The 15,501-nt window shown below is 41.3% G+C and carries 17 protein-coding genes and 1 tRNA gene; 8 read left to right on the forward strand and 10 right to left on the reverse strand.

What is annotated here, in order from left to right; genetic code table 11:
* Positions 1-150: 150 nt before the first annotated feature.
* The 5 genes from GNF10_RS11875 (at position 151) to GNF10_RS11895 (ending at position 5,612) form a co-directional block, all read left to right on the forward strand.
* Positions 151-1,035 (forward strand): aspartoacylase, encoded by an 885-nt coding sequence (locus GNF10_RS11875; protein ID WP_185583202.1) that lies wholly within the window; start codon positions 151-153, stop codon positions 1,033-1,035.
* A 222-nt stretch (positions 1,036-1,257) separates the two neighbouring features.
* Positions 1,258-2,241, forward strand: coding sequence for a polysaccharide deacetylase family protein (locus tag GNF10_RS11880; RefSeq protein WP_185583200.1), 984 nt, complete (start codon positions 1,258-1,260; stop codon positions 2,239-2,241).
* Between the two features lie 168 nt (positions 2,242-2,409).
* Positions 2,410-2,649 (forward strand): hypothetical protein, encoded by a 240-nt coding sequence (locus GNF10_RS11885; protein ID WP_094327835.1) that lies wholly within the window; start codon positions 2,410-2,412, stop codon positions 2,647-2,649.
* Positions 2,650-3,100: 451 nt separating this feature from the next.
* Entirely contained in the window at positions 3,101-3,754 is a 654-nt protein-coding gene (locus tag GNF10_RS11890) for a Coq4 family protein (RefSeq protein WP_185583198.1), read from the forward strand.
* Between the two features lie 259 nt (positions 3,755-4,013).
* Complete coding sequence (locus GNF10_RS11895) at positions 4,014-5,612, forward strand: Hsp70 family protein (RefSeq protein ID WP_185583196.1); 1,599 nt, start codon at positions 4,014-4,016, stop codon at positions 5,610-5,612.
* Between the two features lie 12 nt (positions 5,613-5,624).
* Here the strand turns inward: GNF10_RS11895 and GNF10_RS11900 are convergent, their stop codons facing one another.
* The 7 genes from GNF10_RS11900 to GNF10_RS11930 form a co-directional block, all read right to left on the reverse strand.
* Positions 5,625-6,029 (reverse strand): type II toxin-antitoxin system VapC family toxin, encoded by a 405-nt coding sequence (locus tag GNF10_RS11900; protein WP_260445837.1) that lies wholly within the window; start codon positions 6,027-6,029, stop codon positions 5,625-5,627.
* Complete coding sequence (locus tag GNF10_RS11905; protein WP_185583191.1) at positions 6,004-6,294, reverse strand: type II toxin-antitoxin system prevent-host-death family antitoxin; 291 nt, start codon at positions 6,292-6,294, stop codon at positions 6,004-6,006. The genes GNF10_RS11900 and GNF10_RS11905 overlap by 26 nt, the downstream gene beginning before the upstream one ends.
* 130 nt (positions 6,295-6,424) lie before the next feature.
* On the reverse strand, positions 6,425-6,988 hold the full coding sequence (locus tag GNF10_RS11910; protein ID WP_185583189.1) for a Uma2 family endonuclease: 564 nt from the start codon (positions 6,986-6,988) through the stop codon (positions 6,425-6,427).
* Positions 6,989-7,112: 124 nt separating this feature from the next.
* Positions 7,113-7,676, reverse strand: a complete 564-nt coding sequence (locus GNF10_RS11915; protein ID WP_185583187.1) for a L,D-transpeptidase — start codon at positions 7,674-7,676, stop codon at positions 7,113-7,115.
* 531 nt (positions 7,677-8,207) lie between these two features.
* Positions 8,208-8,723, reverse strand: coding sequence for a L,D-transpeptidase (locus GNF10_RS11920; RefSeq protein WP_185583185.1), 516 nt, complete (start codon positions 8,721-8,723; stop codon positions 8,208-8,210).
* 112 nt (positions 8,724-8,835) lie between these two features.
* Positions 8,836-9,468, reverse strand: a complete 633-nt coding sequence (locus tag GNF10_RS11925) for a bifunctional 4-hydroxy-2-oxoglutarate aldolase/2-dehydro-3-deoxy-phosphogluconate aldolase (RefSeq protein ID WP_185583183.1) — start codon at positions 9,466-9,468, stop codon at positions 8,836-8,838.
* A 296-nt stretch (positions 9,469-9,764) separates the two neighbouring features.
* A tRNA-Val gene (locus GNF10_RS11930) sits at positions 9,765-9,837 on the reverse strand.
* Positions 9,838-9,980: 143 nt separating this feature from the next.
* Between GNF10_RS11930 and GNF10_RS11935 the strand changes: the two genes are divergently transcribed.
* Both GNF10_RS11935 and mazG read left to right on the forward strand, forming a co-directional pair.
* The gene (locus GNF10_RS11935; protein WP_185583181.1) at positions 9,981-10,601 is read left to right on the forward strand and encodes a metal-binding protein; all 621 of its coding nucleotides are present in this window, start codon (positions 9,981-9,983) and stop codon (positions 10,599-10,601) included.
* A gap of 3 nt (positions 10,602-10,604) precedes the next feature.
* Positions 10,605-11,450 carry a nucleoside triphosphate pyrophosphohydrolase gene (gene mazG / locus GNF10_RS11940; protein WP_185583180.1) on the forward strand — a complete coding sequence of 282 codons (846 nt, stop codon included), beginning with the start codon at positions 10,605-10,607 and terminating at the stop codon, positions 11,448-11,450.
* Positions 11,451-11,642: 192 nt separating this feature from the next.
* Here the strand turns inward: mazG and GNF10_RS11945 are convergent, their stop codons facing one another.
* From GNF10_RS11945 to GNF10_RS11955, 3 genes are all read right to left on the reverse strand, one after another.
* Positions 11,643-12,710, reverse strand: a complete 1,068-nt coding sequence (locus GNF10_RS11945; protein ID WP_185583178.1) for an NADH:flavin oxidoreductase/NADH oxidase — start codon at positions 12,708-12,710, stop codon at positions 11,643-11,645.
* 538 nt (positions 12,711-13,248) lie between these two features.
* Positions 13,249-13,455, reverse strand: coding sequence for a hypothetical protein (locus GNF10_RS11950; protein ID WP_185583176.1), 207 nt, complete (start codon positions 13,453-13,455; stop codon positions 13,249-13,251).
* Positions 13,456-14,329: 874 nt separating this feature from the next.
* Positions 14,330-14,794, reverse strand: coding sequence for a CYTH domain-containing protein (locus tag GNF10_RS11955; RefSeq protein ID WP_163932151.1), 465 nt, complete (start codon positions 14,792-14,794; stop codon positions 14,330-14,332).
* Positions 14,795-15,092: 298 nt separating this feature from the next.
* Between GNF10_RS11955 and GNF10_RS11960 the strand changes: the two genes are divergently transcribed.
* Entirely contained in the window at positions 15,093-15,452 is a 360-nt protein-coding gene (locus tag GNF10_RS11960) for a VOC family protein (protein ID WP_185583173.1), read from the forward strand.
* Positions 15,453-15,501 lie beyond the last annotated feature (49 nt).

A 15,501-nucleotide genomic window follows, 5' to 3' on the forward strand; every position in this document is an offset into this window, starting at 1 on the left:
GTACATTGAAAAAGAGGCAGGGGAGCAGGGGGAGAGAAACAAACAAGTGTATTTCGAGCTATTTTAGTAGTAAAAATTACTAAACATTTCTCTTTGCTCCCCTGCCCCTTCCTCTTGATTGAGAGGCTGCATTCTGGAGTTGGTGTAATTGTGAACCAAATTAATCGAGTTGCAATTGTTGGTGGAACTCATGGCAATGAGTTTACTGGGGCCTATTTAATCCAAAAATTTGCTCAATTTCCCGACTTGATTACTAGACAAAGTTTTGAGACAGTTACTTTGTTAGCAAATCTTAACGCTTTTGCCGCCGGGAGGCGATATGTAGAAAAGGATTTAAATCGCTGTTTTCTCCAGCAAGATTTACAAGATCCAACTCTTAATAGTTACGAAGAATTGCAAGCTAAATCAATTCAAAACACTCTAGGATCAAACAGAGATCAACAAGCAGATTTTATTTTAGATTTGCACAGCAGCACAGCTAATATGGGTTTGACAATTATTTTGGTAAACAGTCATCCTTTAAACTTGCAATTGGCTGCTTATCTGAGTCAGATTAGCCCTTTGGTGAGGATTTATCGCTGCTCTTTTAAATCAATTACAGAAAATCCATTTGTAAATTCCCTGTGCGAATTAGGCTTTGCGATCGAGGTTGGCCCTATTGCCCAAGGTATCTTAAAAGCGACGTTGTTCCAACAAACAGAAGAACTTGTTTATGCGGTTCTCGACTATCTAGAACAGTTTAATCAAGGTAAAATTGCATCAACTAATGAAACGTTGATTCTCTATGACCATTTATCAGTTGTGGACTATCCAAAACAACAGGATGGTAAAATGTTTGCGATGATTCATCCAGAGCTTCAGGACAAGGATTACCAAGCTTTGAACCCAGGAGATCCAATGTTTATAACCTTTCATGATAAAACAATTGTTTATGAGGGTGCATCTACCGTTTGGCCGATTTTTATTAATGAGGCAGCTTACTACGAAAAGGGAATTGCAATGTGTTTGACTCAAAGGCAGCAAATCAATATCTAGGATGTTGAAAATTTTTTGTATAATCGCTTTTTATGGAAACTAATGATATAAATTGAGCATCATAATCTAGAAAATATGCTGATCTAATTTATAATCTCTGTAGCTGGTGCGGTGTCTAATAGCGCGTCGTAGTCACTTCTAAGGAATAAAGTTGCAGGTGATTAAATCTGTCTTCCTAAAACTTAATTTACGCTTAAAATTATCCAAATACTTAAACTCATAATGAAAACAAAGCGACGAGGAAACAAACCAATAGCCAGTCTTTCTTTAGACTTGGATAATGTTTGGTCATTTCTAAAAAATCAGGGCGCTCCTGGTTGGGAGACTTTTCCCTCTTATTTAGATATTGCAGTCCCTCGTTTCTTAGATATTTTTCAGCAGTGGGATGTGACAATCACGGTCTTCATTGTGGGTCAGGATGCAGCCTTGGAAAAGAACACTAAGGCATTACAAGCGATCGCTAACGCTGGTCACGAAATAGGTAATCATTCATTTTACCACGATCCCTGGCTACACCTATATTCAGAGGATGAAATTGAACAAGAAGTGGCGTTAGCCGAACAACATATCAAGCGCGTTACGCATCAACATCCTATCGGCTTTCGGGGACCTGGATACAGTTTTTCGCCTGCGGTATTGAAAGTCTTAGCACGACGGGGATACGAATATGATGCTTCGACTTTTCCCACATTTTTGGGGCCCATAGCACGAGCTTATTATTTAATGACTTGTAAACTGAGCAAGGAAGAACGTAAAAAACGCGAAGCCTTGTTTGGCGGTTTAAAAGACGGTTTGCAGCCTTTAAAGCCTTACCAGTGGAAGATGGGTAAGGATAAATTGACTGAAATTCCTGTCACCACCATGCCCATTTTCAAGGTACCAATTCACTTCAGTTACATAATGTATATCAGTACATTTTCTTCGGAAGCGGCGTTACTATATCTCCGAATTGCCCTATGGTTGTGTAAACTTACACGTGTGCAGCCTTCTTTGTTATTCCATCCTACAGACTTTGTAAGTCAAGAAGATGTGCCAGAGTTATCATTCTTCCCTGGAATGAGTCTCCCCACCTACAAGAAGCTGGCAATAGTGAACAAAAGTTTGGAAATTATATCCAGTCAGTTCAATGTTGTGACTGTTGGGCAACATGCCAAATCCGTAGCCGATGCCCATAAAATACCAGTATTAGTGCCTCAGAAGAGGTAAAAATATAATTTATGCGATTGATTCAATCCAATTTGTATCTTTAATACAAATACAGGCAAAATCAACTTTGACCTGTTTCGGTTTTGAAACCAGCTGACATTTGCTAGCAAGTATGTGTAAAGTAATTGAAAGTAAATCACTATCTCTAAATCTTTAACACATCTATCTATGGTGAGAAAAACTCAACGCCTTTTGCTGCTAGTTATTTCCTGTAGTATAACTGGTGTAATTTTGGGAGGTACTGCTGCTTGGGCAGAAAGTAATCTCTGCTTAGAAGACAGTAAGGTTACAAGTGACTGTCTAACTCAAGATCCGATCCAAAAAACTATCCAAGGAATGAGTACCGGATTGTTAGCTGGGGCTGGGGCCGCTTGCGGTGCAGTATGGCAGTTAAGGCATGAAGATTGAGCGTGAACTACCACTAACCTGGAGTTCCGGGTTAGTGGTAGTTTCTGTAATAAAATTCTGATTTATATAGCTTTGGAAGAATACCGATCTATTAATGCACGAGCAAATTTCTGGTGTTGTTCAGCTAGATGTTGAGGATAGATGAACTGAGCATTGCCCATGAAGCGGTATACCCATCGACAAAACTCCTCCAGCGATCGCTCAGGAAGTTTAACAATATAATCTACCTAAGTAGGTTTACTATGTGTCTTATTCATAAATCTGGGTTAATCGCCTGGATTGGTGAACGAAATAATCAGCTTTTTGGTCACTTACGTTGTTTTATTGACAGATCAACGCTTCACGTTTGCCCATATTGGAAGTAAAGGTAAAGATTATTGCCCTCTTGTGGGTGTATACTTTCCATAAAATAGCTAGCTATATTAATTTTTCAATAATTAATTAATAACCCATGATAGAAACCATCAATCAGTCTCAAGAAACGGCAATTCTGGAGAGCTTTCTAGAATTGGTGAAATCTCCTTATGGAGATTTCGCTGCCATTGGTAAGCTTTCCCGTTTTCTGAATGATCCAGCTACGCTCCAAAAAATTGTGGCATTTCTAAGCCTGACTCCCCAAGGCAAACAAGCTTTTGTAGACCGCCCCTTGCTAGGAAAAATCGATTTACAGCAACTGCATCAATTACCGAACCATACACTGGGCTATCTGTATGCGGATCACATGATTAGAAAAGGATTAAATCCACCACCTATTAACGAGATTGTAAACGATCCCTTTATGTTTTTGGGTACTCACATTGGTGAAACTCATGACATCTGGCACGTCGTTACAGGGTGTGATACTGATAAACCGGGTGAGGTTCAACTAGAAGCTTTTTATATCGCACAGCTTGCTCCAGACCGTTTATTTCTAGCCCTGCTTGCTAAGAACTTGCTCAAAACCGCAATGTACGAAGTCGAACTCTGTGAGCAGATTATGGATGGGTTGACGCAAGGCTGGATGATGGGAAAACGGGCAAAACCTTTGTTTGGTATCGAATGGAACAGATTATGGGAAACACCCTTAGAAGACGTGCAGACATCTTTGAACATTGCACCAATTTAAGTGCGAACGCAGTTCTTCTCGAAAAGGAAAAGTGGAGGTATTAATTAATAAATATTTGCAATAACTCTTGAGTGGCGCGACTCTCAACGTCACAATTGTCTAACTGTGCTAACACTTCGCTGCAACATACTGAATCGATATCTGGCTTGGAATGCAAAGCAGCAAGTCTATGGGCGCATTTGGATTCTTGGTAGCTTATAGAGAATAATCACAAATAAAGCAGCTTTGGCATCTTCGTGCGAGAGAATAAATATAAAATATGGCGATCGCAATCGATTTTGGTACTAGCAACACAGTCATTGCTCGTTGGAACCCAGTAACCCAACAGCCAGAAACCCTGACTCTACCAGGCTTATCAATCAAACAAAGTCTCAATCCGCCACTGATTCCCAGCTTGGTTTATGTGGAAGACGCAAGTCAAAATCAAGTCTTAGTCGGGCAACAAGTACGCGATCGCGGTCTTGACCTCAAAGGCGAAACGCGATTTTTCCGCAGCTTCAAACGCGGTATTGGTGCAGATATTCAAGGTTTCTTACCCGAACTAGATGGACAAATTGTCACCTTTGAACAAGTAGGGCAATGGTTCCTCACCAAAGTAATTGAAGAACTAGCACCCCTACAAGGTGGGTTAGATTCTCTAGTGTTAACCGTACCCGTAGACAGTTTTGAAGCCTATCGTCACTGGTTGGGAAACGTTTGCCAATCCCTTCCCGTTGAACAAGTGCGAATGCTGGATGAACCCACAGCCGCAGCCTTGGGTTATGGTTTAGCAGATCAAGAAATTCTCTTGGTAATTGACTTCGGGGGTGGAACTTTAGATTTGTCCCTTGTCCGGTTGGATCAAGGCGTGCAAGCAACTACAAAGCCGTTGGGATTTCTCCTCAAGTGGGGTAATAAGTCTCTGGCTGAAGATTCAAAACAAAAAGTTAAAACTGCCCGTGTCTTGGCGAAAGCTGGGCAAAATTTGGGTGGTACTGATATTGATAATTGGTTGGTAGATTACTTTGCCAAAACTCAAGAGTTGGCGGTAAGTCCCTTGACAACACGATTGGCAGAACGAGTAAAAATTCAGCTATCAACCCAAAACCAAGCTAGTGAAGTTTATTTTGATGATGAAACATTTGAAAGTTATGAATTGGAATTAAACCGCGACACTTTTGATAATATCCTCAAAGAACACGCATTTTTTGAGTTATTGGATGAGTCGATGACGACACTGTTGCAGCAAGCAAAGCGCCAAGGGATAGAACTTCCTGATATTAATGCAGTTTTGTTAGTTGGTGGAACCGTGCAATTACCAGCAGTGCAGACATGGATAAAACAGTATTTTGAGCCAGAAAAAATCCGTTGCGAACGTCCCTTTGAAGCGATCGCTCAAGGTGCATTACAGTTAGCTCAAGGGATACAAATCAAAGACTTTCTGTATCATAGTTATGGTATCCGCTACTGGGATCGCCGCAATCAGCGCCACAAATGGCATTCTTTAATTAAAGCTGGACAGGCATATCCAATGAGTCAGCCAGTGGAATTAGTTCTAGGTGCTTCTTTGGAAAATCAGCCCAGCATTGAACTAATTATGGGAGAATTGGGAGCAGATACAGGTAATACCGAAGTTTATTTTGATGGCGATCGCTTAATTACTCGCCGTCTGGACAATAGTGAAACCAGCGTCAAGCCTCTTAACGATCAAGAAGGCGCGAGGACAATTGCCCAACTGACACCACCCGGATATCCTGGAAGCGATCGCATCAAAATTCTCTTTCAAGTTGATGAGAAACGTTTTTTGCGAATCACCGTTGAAGACTTGTTAACCAATGATACGCTTTTGGAAAATCAACTTGTGGCACAGTTGAGTTAAACTATTGCGCGTTTAACTAAAAGGATTTAAAAGTGGGATACCGCAGCCATCAAAATCCCGGATGTTGCGCGTTACTAAAGTCAATTGATGAATTTGAGCAGTAGCAGCAATCATCATATCTGCTTGGGTATGTGTTTTCCCACTTAATCTTAGTTGACCTCGCAATTCACCGGAGCGCTTGGCAATTTCAATTGTGATAGGCAATACTTGACAGTTATTTTCTAAAAAGCTCTCGAACCATATTTGAATTCTAGGGTTGGGCTTGAATGTCAATCCGTAAAATATTTCTTCAACGGTGATCGCACTCAAAACTATAGAGGAAACTCTTTCTGCCCATTTCAGTACACCAGAGTTAGGTTGGAGTCTTACTAATTCGCTGATAATGTTAGTGTCACAGAGAAAAGTCATCGATGGCATCAGCGAAAGGGTTAAGACGGTCTTGGCGGGAGGGTACTTCGAGGATATAATCTTCTTCAACAACTATCTGGCGTAGTTCTTTGAAAACATCAGCTAGAGAAATCTTTTCGTGCTGCTTGCGCCATGTCAAGAACTCCTCAAATATCTCAGCTTCAACAACAACAGCCACCAGTTCATTTCGGTTGTAGATGAGTTGCGGTTCCTTTGTGACAGCATGAATCAGTTCGGAGAACCTCTGTTTCGCTTCTGCAATTCTCCAGTTCATTCTCTTACCTCTTTTCTTCACGATCATGTCTATTATAGACATGATTTATGTCTATAATTTGGTATTTGCTATGGAGCAATGTCCACGACGAGCTACGCCTACGCTTCTTCTCATTCGAGGCGAGTTATTTCTAGCCATCCATCTTTAACCATCCAAAAACTTGATAGACGGCTAGTGCAAGTTCAATTTCTGGTAATACAGGCAAAAAATCTTCTCCCTGGAGTAATACTGGTTGTTGGCCCGAACGGAAAACCAAAATTGAGCGATCTGTTGGATCAATTAACCACCCTAATCGGCAACCATGTTGTAAGCAGTAAAGAATGTTGCCAATTACCCGGTTTGAACTCTGTTCTGGAGAGAGTATTTCAATTGTCCAATCTGGCCACAAGAAAAAATCGTTGGGAACTTCCCCATCAACATCAAATGGAATTCGTGACCAGTTAAAAACCGCTACATCAGGGACAATTGAGCGGATATCAAAGCTACAACGCAACTCTGGAAATGCATAAGCGATTTTTTGGCTTTCTGCTACTTCGTTAATAGTATTGCAGAGTTTTAGCTGCAATCGACTATGCTTCCCTTTCGGCATTGACTTAGGAATAATCTCACCGTTAATATATTCACTTGCAGGCTTTGTTTCTGGGAGCTTCAGAAATTCCTCCAGGGTAAGTAGTTTAGTAGTTGAGTAGCTCATAGCTCCTAAATACTTCGAAGATGTGTTCTTAGTTTAGCAAGATGTATAGACAGGTGCTTAACTCGTGAATGCACCCGTCCATATATCAAAGGCAGAATTGCAACTCTTAATTACGAATTACGAATTATTTATGCACCACTACTAAAGTCCCATAGCTAGCCCAATTATAAACATTGCGTGCTTGCTTAACAGGTAAATTTACGCAACCGTGGCTGACTGGAGTGCCAAAACGATTATGCCAGTAAGCGCCGTGGATGGCGTAGCCTTTGTAAAAATACATTGTGTAAGGAACGTCAGGAATATTGTAGCCCCTGCCTCGCATCCGATGAGTGCGATACTTAGAATTAATCCGAAATCTACCTATGGGTGTGGGAGTCGATCGCTTCCCTCCAGAAATGCGGTATGAATAAACAAGTTTTTTACCTTCCCATGCACGTAACCGTTGTTCTGACAGGTCAATTTCAATTAAGCGAGGTTGGGATGTTTGCCTGATATTAGACTCAGTGATGCCATTTTCATCAACTGACGCAGCGATCGCTGTAGTAGAATGGCGATGCCTACAGCAACCCGAAGCGGGAACGCCTGCTAACGGTGCTGACCAAGAAAATAAAGCCACCACCATCAGCGCTACGCCTGTACAAAAAGTTTTGGAAGAACGAATCCCACCACTACGAATCCAGGATTGCATTATGCCTCACCTTCTAAAGTACGCAAAAATCATGAAGTGAAGTAATTGTCTGGAAACTATAAATTTCCAGGTTGATTACTAATTTGCTGTGAAGGATTTACGCAATTCATCCGCTAATGCTTTTCCAAACCAGTCCTAAACTAATCCGCATTCAATTAGTCATTGGTCATTTGTCATTCATTAATGACTAATAACAACTTTTACAAAAAAAATCTGTAATTTAAATGCGTCAATGCAAATTTTCCCGGAATTAATATTTGCATTTGGAGTTTCACACCGTAATTGTCAGGATTTACGCTTATTTCTTTGGGGAAAACTGGATAATACCAAATTTAGGAAAGGACTTTTAGTCCTAAATACCAAATTTAAAATCCAAAATTGCTATGAATCCCCTTTTATATATTTTATTTCAAATTCAGTAATTCCGACTCCGAAGATTCCCAGCATAAAATATTGCTGGGAATCACTCCATTGTCTTGATTTGTTGTTATTAATTATTTTTCATAGATTGCCTTTTGGCTGGTTCACCTACTATTTCTGGATGACTATTGGTGTCCCTACTGATGCCCACTCAAATAGCCATTTAGCGTGTTTAGGTGCAAGATTCACACAGCCGTGGCTCACTGGCGTGCCAAATCTTTTATGCCAGTAAGCCCCGTGAATACCGTAATTCCCTTGGTAAAACATCGCATGAGGAACGTTAGGAACATTGTAGTTTTCTCCCCGCATCCGTGTAGTTTTAAACTTGGATTGAATTTTAAAAGTACCAACAAGAGTGGGAGTAGCTTTTTTGCCGGAGGAAATAGCACTTCCATAAACCACTCTGTCACCTTCCCAAGCTATTAATCTTTGCTTTGAAAGGTCAATTTGAATCCAGCGCTGCTCCGATTTTTGTAATGTCTGGATTTTTTGGGCAATTACTTGATCTTTGGAATTTGCCCAAACTTCACTAGTTCCAGCAGTAGTAAAAACACTTAAAGACAGTACTGTACCAGTAAGAAGTATTTTTAAGCGATGCACCCAGTCAGGATAAATCAGTTTTTTCATTTTAGATACACTCACACTCAAATCATGAAGTCTTGAGAAACTTATCAGGTTTCACTTTTATTCCCTATCTATTACTTTAATAGACGTGAATTTTTGATGATTTGATTCTAATTTAACCTAACTGTTGGATGAGGTTTTTTGCCCTAGATGCGATCGCTTGCCAATTTCCCTCTGTGACAAGCTTTTTAGGAAATAATTCACCGCTCAAACCGACAGCGATCGCTCCGGCTTGCAAAAATTCTTTAGCATTTTCCAGAGTGACACCGCCTGTAGGAATTAAGGGAATCTGACTTAGTGGCCCTTGCAAACTTTTAATGTAATCAGCCCCTCCCACTGCTTGTACGGGAAACACTTTTACACAACTAGCGCCCTGACTCCAAGCGGTAACAATTTCTGTAGGAGTCAACGCTCCTGGGATGATAGGTATATCTTTTTCTTGTGCTGCTTGAATCATTGCTGAGTCAACGTGGGGTGTGAAGAGGAATTGCGCCCCAGATGCGATCGCTTCTTGTAGCTGTTGGACATTGAATAACGTGCCAGTACCAATGATACAGGCTGGTAATTCTGAGCGTAGTTGACTGATTAATTCTCCAGCGCGATCGCTATTCCAGGTAATCTCAATCAGCTGCATTCCCCCAGATGCTACCGCCATTGCCATTTCCTCTCCCAATTCGATTTTAGGGGCGCGGATAACTGCGATCGCACGATGTTTTTGTAATTGTGATAACCAAATTTCATTAGGCATTTTGACTGGGAATTAGGGATTAGGGAATGGGGAGATTCCAGATGTGTTGGCGCGACAGCATAACGCACCTGTTATCTGTAGGCGGCGCATTAGGCTTAACCCGTAACTACTGGAGAATTTATTTTCTGGAAGTCCCATTAGTTCAATACAGACCTAACCCTATCTGCAAGAGCAAGTACCCTCTATTCTGAAGATATGGAAGATGGGTTAATAGTAGCTAGCTAATTAATAATTATGAATCATTCAAAAAAGGCTAGAAACTGCATTTAAGCTGTCTCTAGCCTTAATTAAATTAATGGGCAGTACCAGACTCGAACTGATGACATCCTGCTTGTAAGGCAGGCGCTCTACCAACTGAGCTAACCGCCCTTTTCACTAATCCTTAACTAATATAGCAGAAGATTTTGCATTGCGCTAGTAGTTTTGGGAAAATCTTTTTTTCTCTTATACTGGCTCAGTATTAAGTTACTCAGCACGGACTAAACGCCCCGCTATCGCTAACAGGATTTAGGATGCCTTCTGGTCGGACGCACGATCGTATTACTATGTATGCTCTGCCGTTGGTGGCGGGCATTACTTTCTGGCAGACTCGCAGTAGCAATGCAACTTTATTGGTTGCAGGCGGGTTTCTATTTGGAGGGCTGATGTTTGGCCCCGATTTGGATATTTACTCTGTACAATTTCAACGCTGGGGTTTCTTGCGCTGGATTTGGCTACCTTATCAAAAAAGTCTGCGGCATCGTTCTTTTTTATCCCACGGGCCGATTATTGGCACGATTCTGCGGATACTTTATCTGGGGTGTTTGCTAGCTATCTTGGCAATTTTGGTTTTGGCAATTGCCGAAAGATTATGGAATCTGAGTTTTACTTGGCAAGATTTGGGACAAACTGTGGGGCGATCGCTTCTGCAATATGATACTGAATATATCGCCCTGTTTTTAGGGTTAGAACTTGGCGCGATGAGCCATTCTCTCAGCGATTGGAGTGGTTCGGCATACAAGCGCGTGCGAAAGCAAGGGGTTCGGGGGTTGCTTCCTAGTGGCAAAATGAAGAAGCGGAAAGTTACAAGTCGCGGTACTCGTCGAGCTACAGTTACCAGAAAGAGCAACGGCAGAACGACAAAGGACAAATGACAAATGACAAATACTTCGGCTTCGCTCAGTACAAGTGACAAAGTTGAGACTTTGGCAGCTTTGCAAGAATTGATTGAGGTGGTGGCGAAATTGCGATCGCCTGATGGTGGTTGTCCGTGGGATTTGGCGCAAACTGCCGAAACGCTTACTCCTTATGTGATTGAGGAAGCTTATGAGGTGGTGGATGCAATTAAGAGTGGGGATCAGAAGGCGATCGCAGAAGAATTAGGCGATTTATTATTACAAGTGGTATTGCAAGCCCAAATCGCTAGTGAATCTGGACAATTTTCTCTCAAAGAAATAACTCAGGGGATTTCCCAAAAGTTGATTCGCCGTCATCCTCATGTGTTTGGTGATGTGTCAGTAGCCAGTGTGGATGAGGTGCGGCAAAATTGGGAACAAATCAAAGCGCAGGAAAAAGGCGAACCATCGCCAGACGCGCAAAAACTTAGTGCTAAACTCGGTCGTTATGGGCGCACCCTTCCCCCGTTGACAGCAGCGATGAAGATTTCTCAAAAGGCTGCTGCTATTGGGTTTGAATGGGAAAATATTCAGGGCGTTTGGGATAAGTTTCATGAAGAATTGGGTGAATTTCAACAGGCTTTAGCTGAGGAAACACCCGAACGACAACAAGCAGAATTAGGCGATTTACTCTTTGCGGTTATTCAACTAGCGCGTTGGCATAATCTCGATCCTAGCGCCGGTTTGCAAGGTACAAATCAGCGATTTGTCCAGCGATTAGAAAAAATGGAGGCAGTTTGCGATCGCCCCCTTTCTGATTACAGTTTAGATGAGCTAGAAAATTTGTGGCAACAGGCAAAAGCCCAACTTGCAAAAGAAGACTCATAAATTAATTTCTAAATTATCGAACAGAATTCAGAATTCTGAATTCAGGAGTCAGAATGAATTTTGTACGAAAAAGCAGATAGCTTACCACTCCGTGGAAGCAAGCTACGCGCAGCGTCTCAAGCCCTCATTTTCAGGTAGGGGCAATTTATGAATTTCCCCTACCACCAAATAGCAAATTAAGTACAAGCGACATCATAGCCAAGCTCGATCGTATTGAACAGGCCAGAGTTTATCGTGTCCTAACTGTTTAGCTGCCAGATGCGGCCAGTAAGGATTGCGGAGTAGTTCACGTCCTAACAGCACTATATCGGCTACTTCTGTGCGAATAATCTCGTCAGCGTGTTCAGGGGCTGTGATTAAACCTACGGCTCCTGTATGGATATTGGCTTCGCGGCGGATGCGTTCGGCAAACTGAGTCTGATAACCAGGTTGAATTGGTATCTTGACACCCGGTATAATTCCCCCTGATGAAGTATCGATGAGATCAACTCCTAGAGACTTAAGCTTGTCACTTAAAGCGATACTTTGCTCGATGTCCCAAGCTCCATCTACCCAATCGGTAGCAGAAATACGTACCCAGAGTGGATTTGTCTGGGGCCAAACCTCTCGAACTGCTTGAACAACTTCTATGAGCAGACGAGTCCGGTTTGCAAAGCTGCCACCATAATCATCTTGCCGTTGGTTAGCAAGGGGTGAAAGAAACTGGTGGAGTAGATAACCGTGGGCAGCATGGATTTCCACTACCTTAAAACCAGCTTGCAGAGAACGTTTAGTACCTTGGACAAAGGCATCAATAACTTCCTGAATTCCTTCAAGACTTAGGGCTTCTGGAACTGGACTATCTTGGCTAAAGGCGATCGCACTACTCGAAACTAAGGGCCGCCAACCTTCCTGAGATTCATCCAGCGTTTTCCCTCCCTTACTGGGTTTGGCTGTGCTGGCCTTTCTACCTGCATGAGCAAGTTGAATCCCTGCAACAGCGCCAAAGTTATGAATCAATGCCACAGTTTTGGCTAAAGTTTCTATATGTGCATCTGACCAAATTCCCAAATCTTGCGGGCTAATGCGCCCACGCGGTTCTATAGCTGCTGCTTCTGTGAACACTATACCCGCACCGCCTACTGCACGAGAAGCTAAATGAATAACGTGCCAATCATTAGCATATCCATTTGTACTGGAATATTGACACATGGGTGAAACAGCAATGCGGTTGCGGAAGGTAACTTCACGAATCTTGAATGGTTCAAACAGATGTGCCATTAATATTGATTCCTTCTCTTGCTAGGTAAAACAAATTGCGGAGATTTACAGGATGAACTCAATTTTGCATGAAATAGCTGGAGATATTATACGAAGGAGATTCTAGTAGAAAAAGTAGAGTAACCCAAGTAGCATGAAAGGCTGCAAATACTAGTGCAATGTTCAACACTGTTTCTCGTAATACAGGCGGTTCACAAACGAGTTGCACAAGACTCATAAATCCCACCTGCTAGACAGAGATATTTAAGCTACGTCTCATATCAGCCAGTAGCGGCTGATTGTAGTAGACATTAGCCACTGCTAATCTTACGGCAAGCCGCTTCTCTAGGAGAGGTTGCGGAAATGCGATCGCGTCTTTGCTAAAGTTACAATGGTACTTCGTTGCGTCAGGTCAGAGCAGTATGCTCTTTAGAACTCATTATGATGCAACAAAATATGGAATAGTCGCTTAACTACTTCTTGAATAACGATCTATGAGACGCGCAAAGAAGGCGGAATTCCTATATCGGAAACGTTTCGTTAATGTGGAATTGGTGGTTTATTTACGCGGTAGTGCAGCAGAAGCCTGATTAAGATTTGGATAAATCGGCTTATCATCAGATTCTTGCCTCTGCAATTCCCAGATATCACATCCTACTTCTTCTTGATCCACTAATAACTGTAGATTATCTGGTAATTTACTTTTTGGCGAAATTGTCCAATTTTCTCCATATAAACATTCTCTTTCAATTTGTCCAGAAAACATAAGTTTACTCTCCAGTAATGTCACAGATTAAGTTTAGTAACTCCTAATTTAGGAAAGACGAAGTAACAGATTCTCCTCTTTCATTCGCATTTAAAATACACTTACTATTTGGCACTAATATTGTTTTTTAATAAAATTTCTCACTTGTGGATAGTTAAGTAGCTTGTTTAACTTCTGAGTTTTGGATTCTTATTCTCGACCTAATTGGACTCCTTCACCGATTTAAGATTTTCCAGAAAAGACCGAGTGCGCTTAATAAAACTATATTTAATGCCACTAAATTGATTGTGAGTTCCTTGACAGTTCTATTCAGAAAATACCTTTTTTGAGATTGGAAACCCCAACCTCAAAAAAACTAATTTAGGGTAATTAACTCATTAACACTCCTGAATTTTCCCCTTTCCCGCATCGGGGTAAGGAGGTTAGGTTTTTGGTAGACTTTTCCATATAACGTGAAAAGTCAGGTAATAGAGGCTAAAAGTTTATTTGGCACTAAATTTTGAGTTTATTGGCTAATTAAGACAATTTACCGATTTAACTACTGTAAATCGACCAATTTAAAGTAGTATGTATTTATGAGGTTTGCATAAATTGTGCTAAAAAACAAGAGGTTGTTAAAATTTATTAATATTACTCATTGCGAAAGTTAAGTCTGTGGCAAAAACTTTCTCAAAAAAATAAAGAACAAGTATAATTTTATCCTCAATGGTTAAAACAAAAGATTCTGCGTCGAATGCGTTATGGGATGGGCTATACAAACTTTCGTCCGCCTGCGCGGACTCTCTAAAATCCAAAGCAGGCGGGTTTAGTCTGTATAGCTGCTATTTCCAATCGCCCGGTGTTTCTTCCAAAAGTGGATGCTCCCTTTTCGCCATTACCATTGTGAAAAAGGGTGTTTTACTAAATTGCTGTTGAAATATCTGGAATCATCAGAAACTTCTTGTCCAATCCAACTTGGTAGTTCAATTTGTTGATTTTCATCATTCAGTTCAACTTCTGCCAAGATTAATCCTTTATTAACACCATCGAACTCATCTATTTCCCAAATCAAACCACCCGATTGTATTTTATATCTAATTTTTTCTATAAAGGGACGTTCACATAATGCCTCAAGCATTTCTTGAGCATCTTCAACAGGAATAGGATACTCAAACTCTAATCTCGAATATTTTATACTGGGGCCTTTAATAGTCAAATAACTCTTTTCCCCTACTATACGTATGCGTACAGCCGTTTTGTCTTGTGTGGCAATGTATCCTTGACGATATACACTACCTTCAACTAATCCTCTCCAGCTATCTCCTTTCACTAAAAATTTCCGCTCTATTTCTTTCGCCATTTTAGTTACCTGATTATTTGTTTTTGTCTAGAAACAAGCTGAGTTATTTTCAAAAAAGGCCATGCGATCGCTCATTTGCACAATGACTATCTTCTAATTCAGCGTCTCCCACTAGTCAACTGCTGTAAGGATTTAGGTCTGTTAAAATTTTTTAACCGTATACTCTGACTCTAATACACCCTTACCGGAATTTAAAGTATGTTGGCAATAACAAGCCCTACTAGGGGTGGAAAATAAGCAATACGCAAGGGTTCAAAGTACGTCAAAATTTAGATAAACGCGATCGCACTTACCGACAATGCAGATTACCCAAAGTCTCCATACAGCAATTCTTGTGACTGACTTAGAACGCTCTGAACACTTTTATGGCAAAGTGTTGGGATTATCCAAAATAGATCGTTCCCTGAAATACGCTGGTGCATGGTATCAAGTCGGCAATTATCAGATTCACCTGATAGTTGCACCTACTGTCCCTACTGAAAACCCAAACGAAAAATGGGGACGCAACCCTCACGTCGCTTTCTCGGTTGCTAACTTGAACGCTGCAAAACAAGAGTTGATCGATCATAATTATCCCTTTCAACCCAGTGCTTCCGGTCGCCCTGCCCTATTCACTCAAGATCCTGATGGAAATATTATTGAGTTGAGTCAGCAGTGAGGGGCAGGGGGAGCAGGGGAGGCAGGGGAAGAAGAACTATTTATTGATT

Origin of the sequence: Nostoc sp. UCD121, from assembly GCF_014222285.1 — a bacterium.
In the GTDB taxonomy this organism is placed as follows: Bacteria; Cyanobacteriota; Cyanobacteriia; order Cyanobacteriales; family Nostocaceae; genus Nostoc.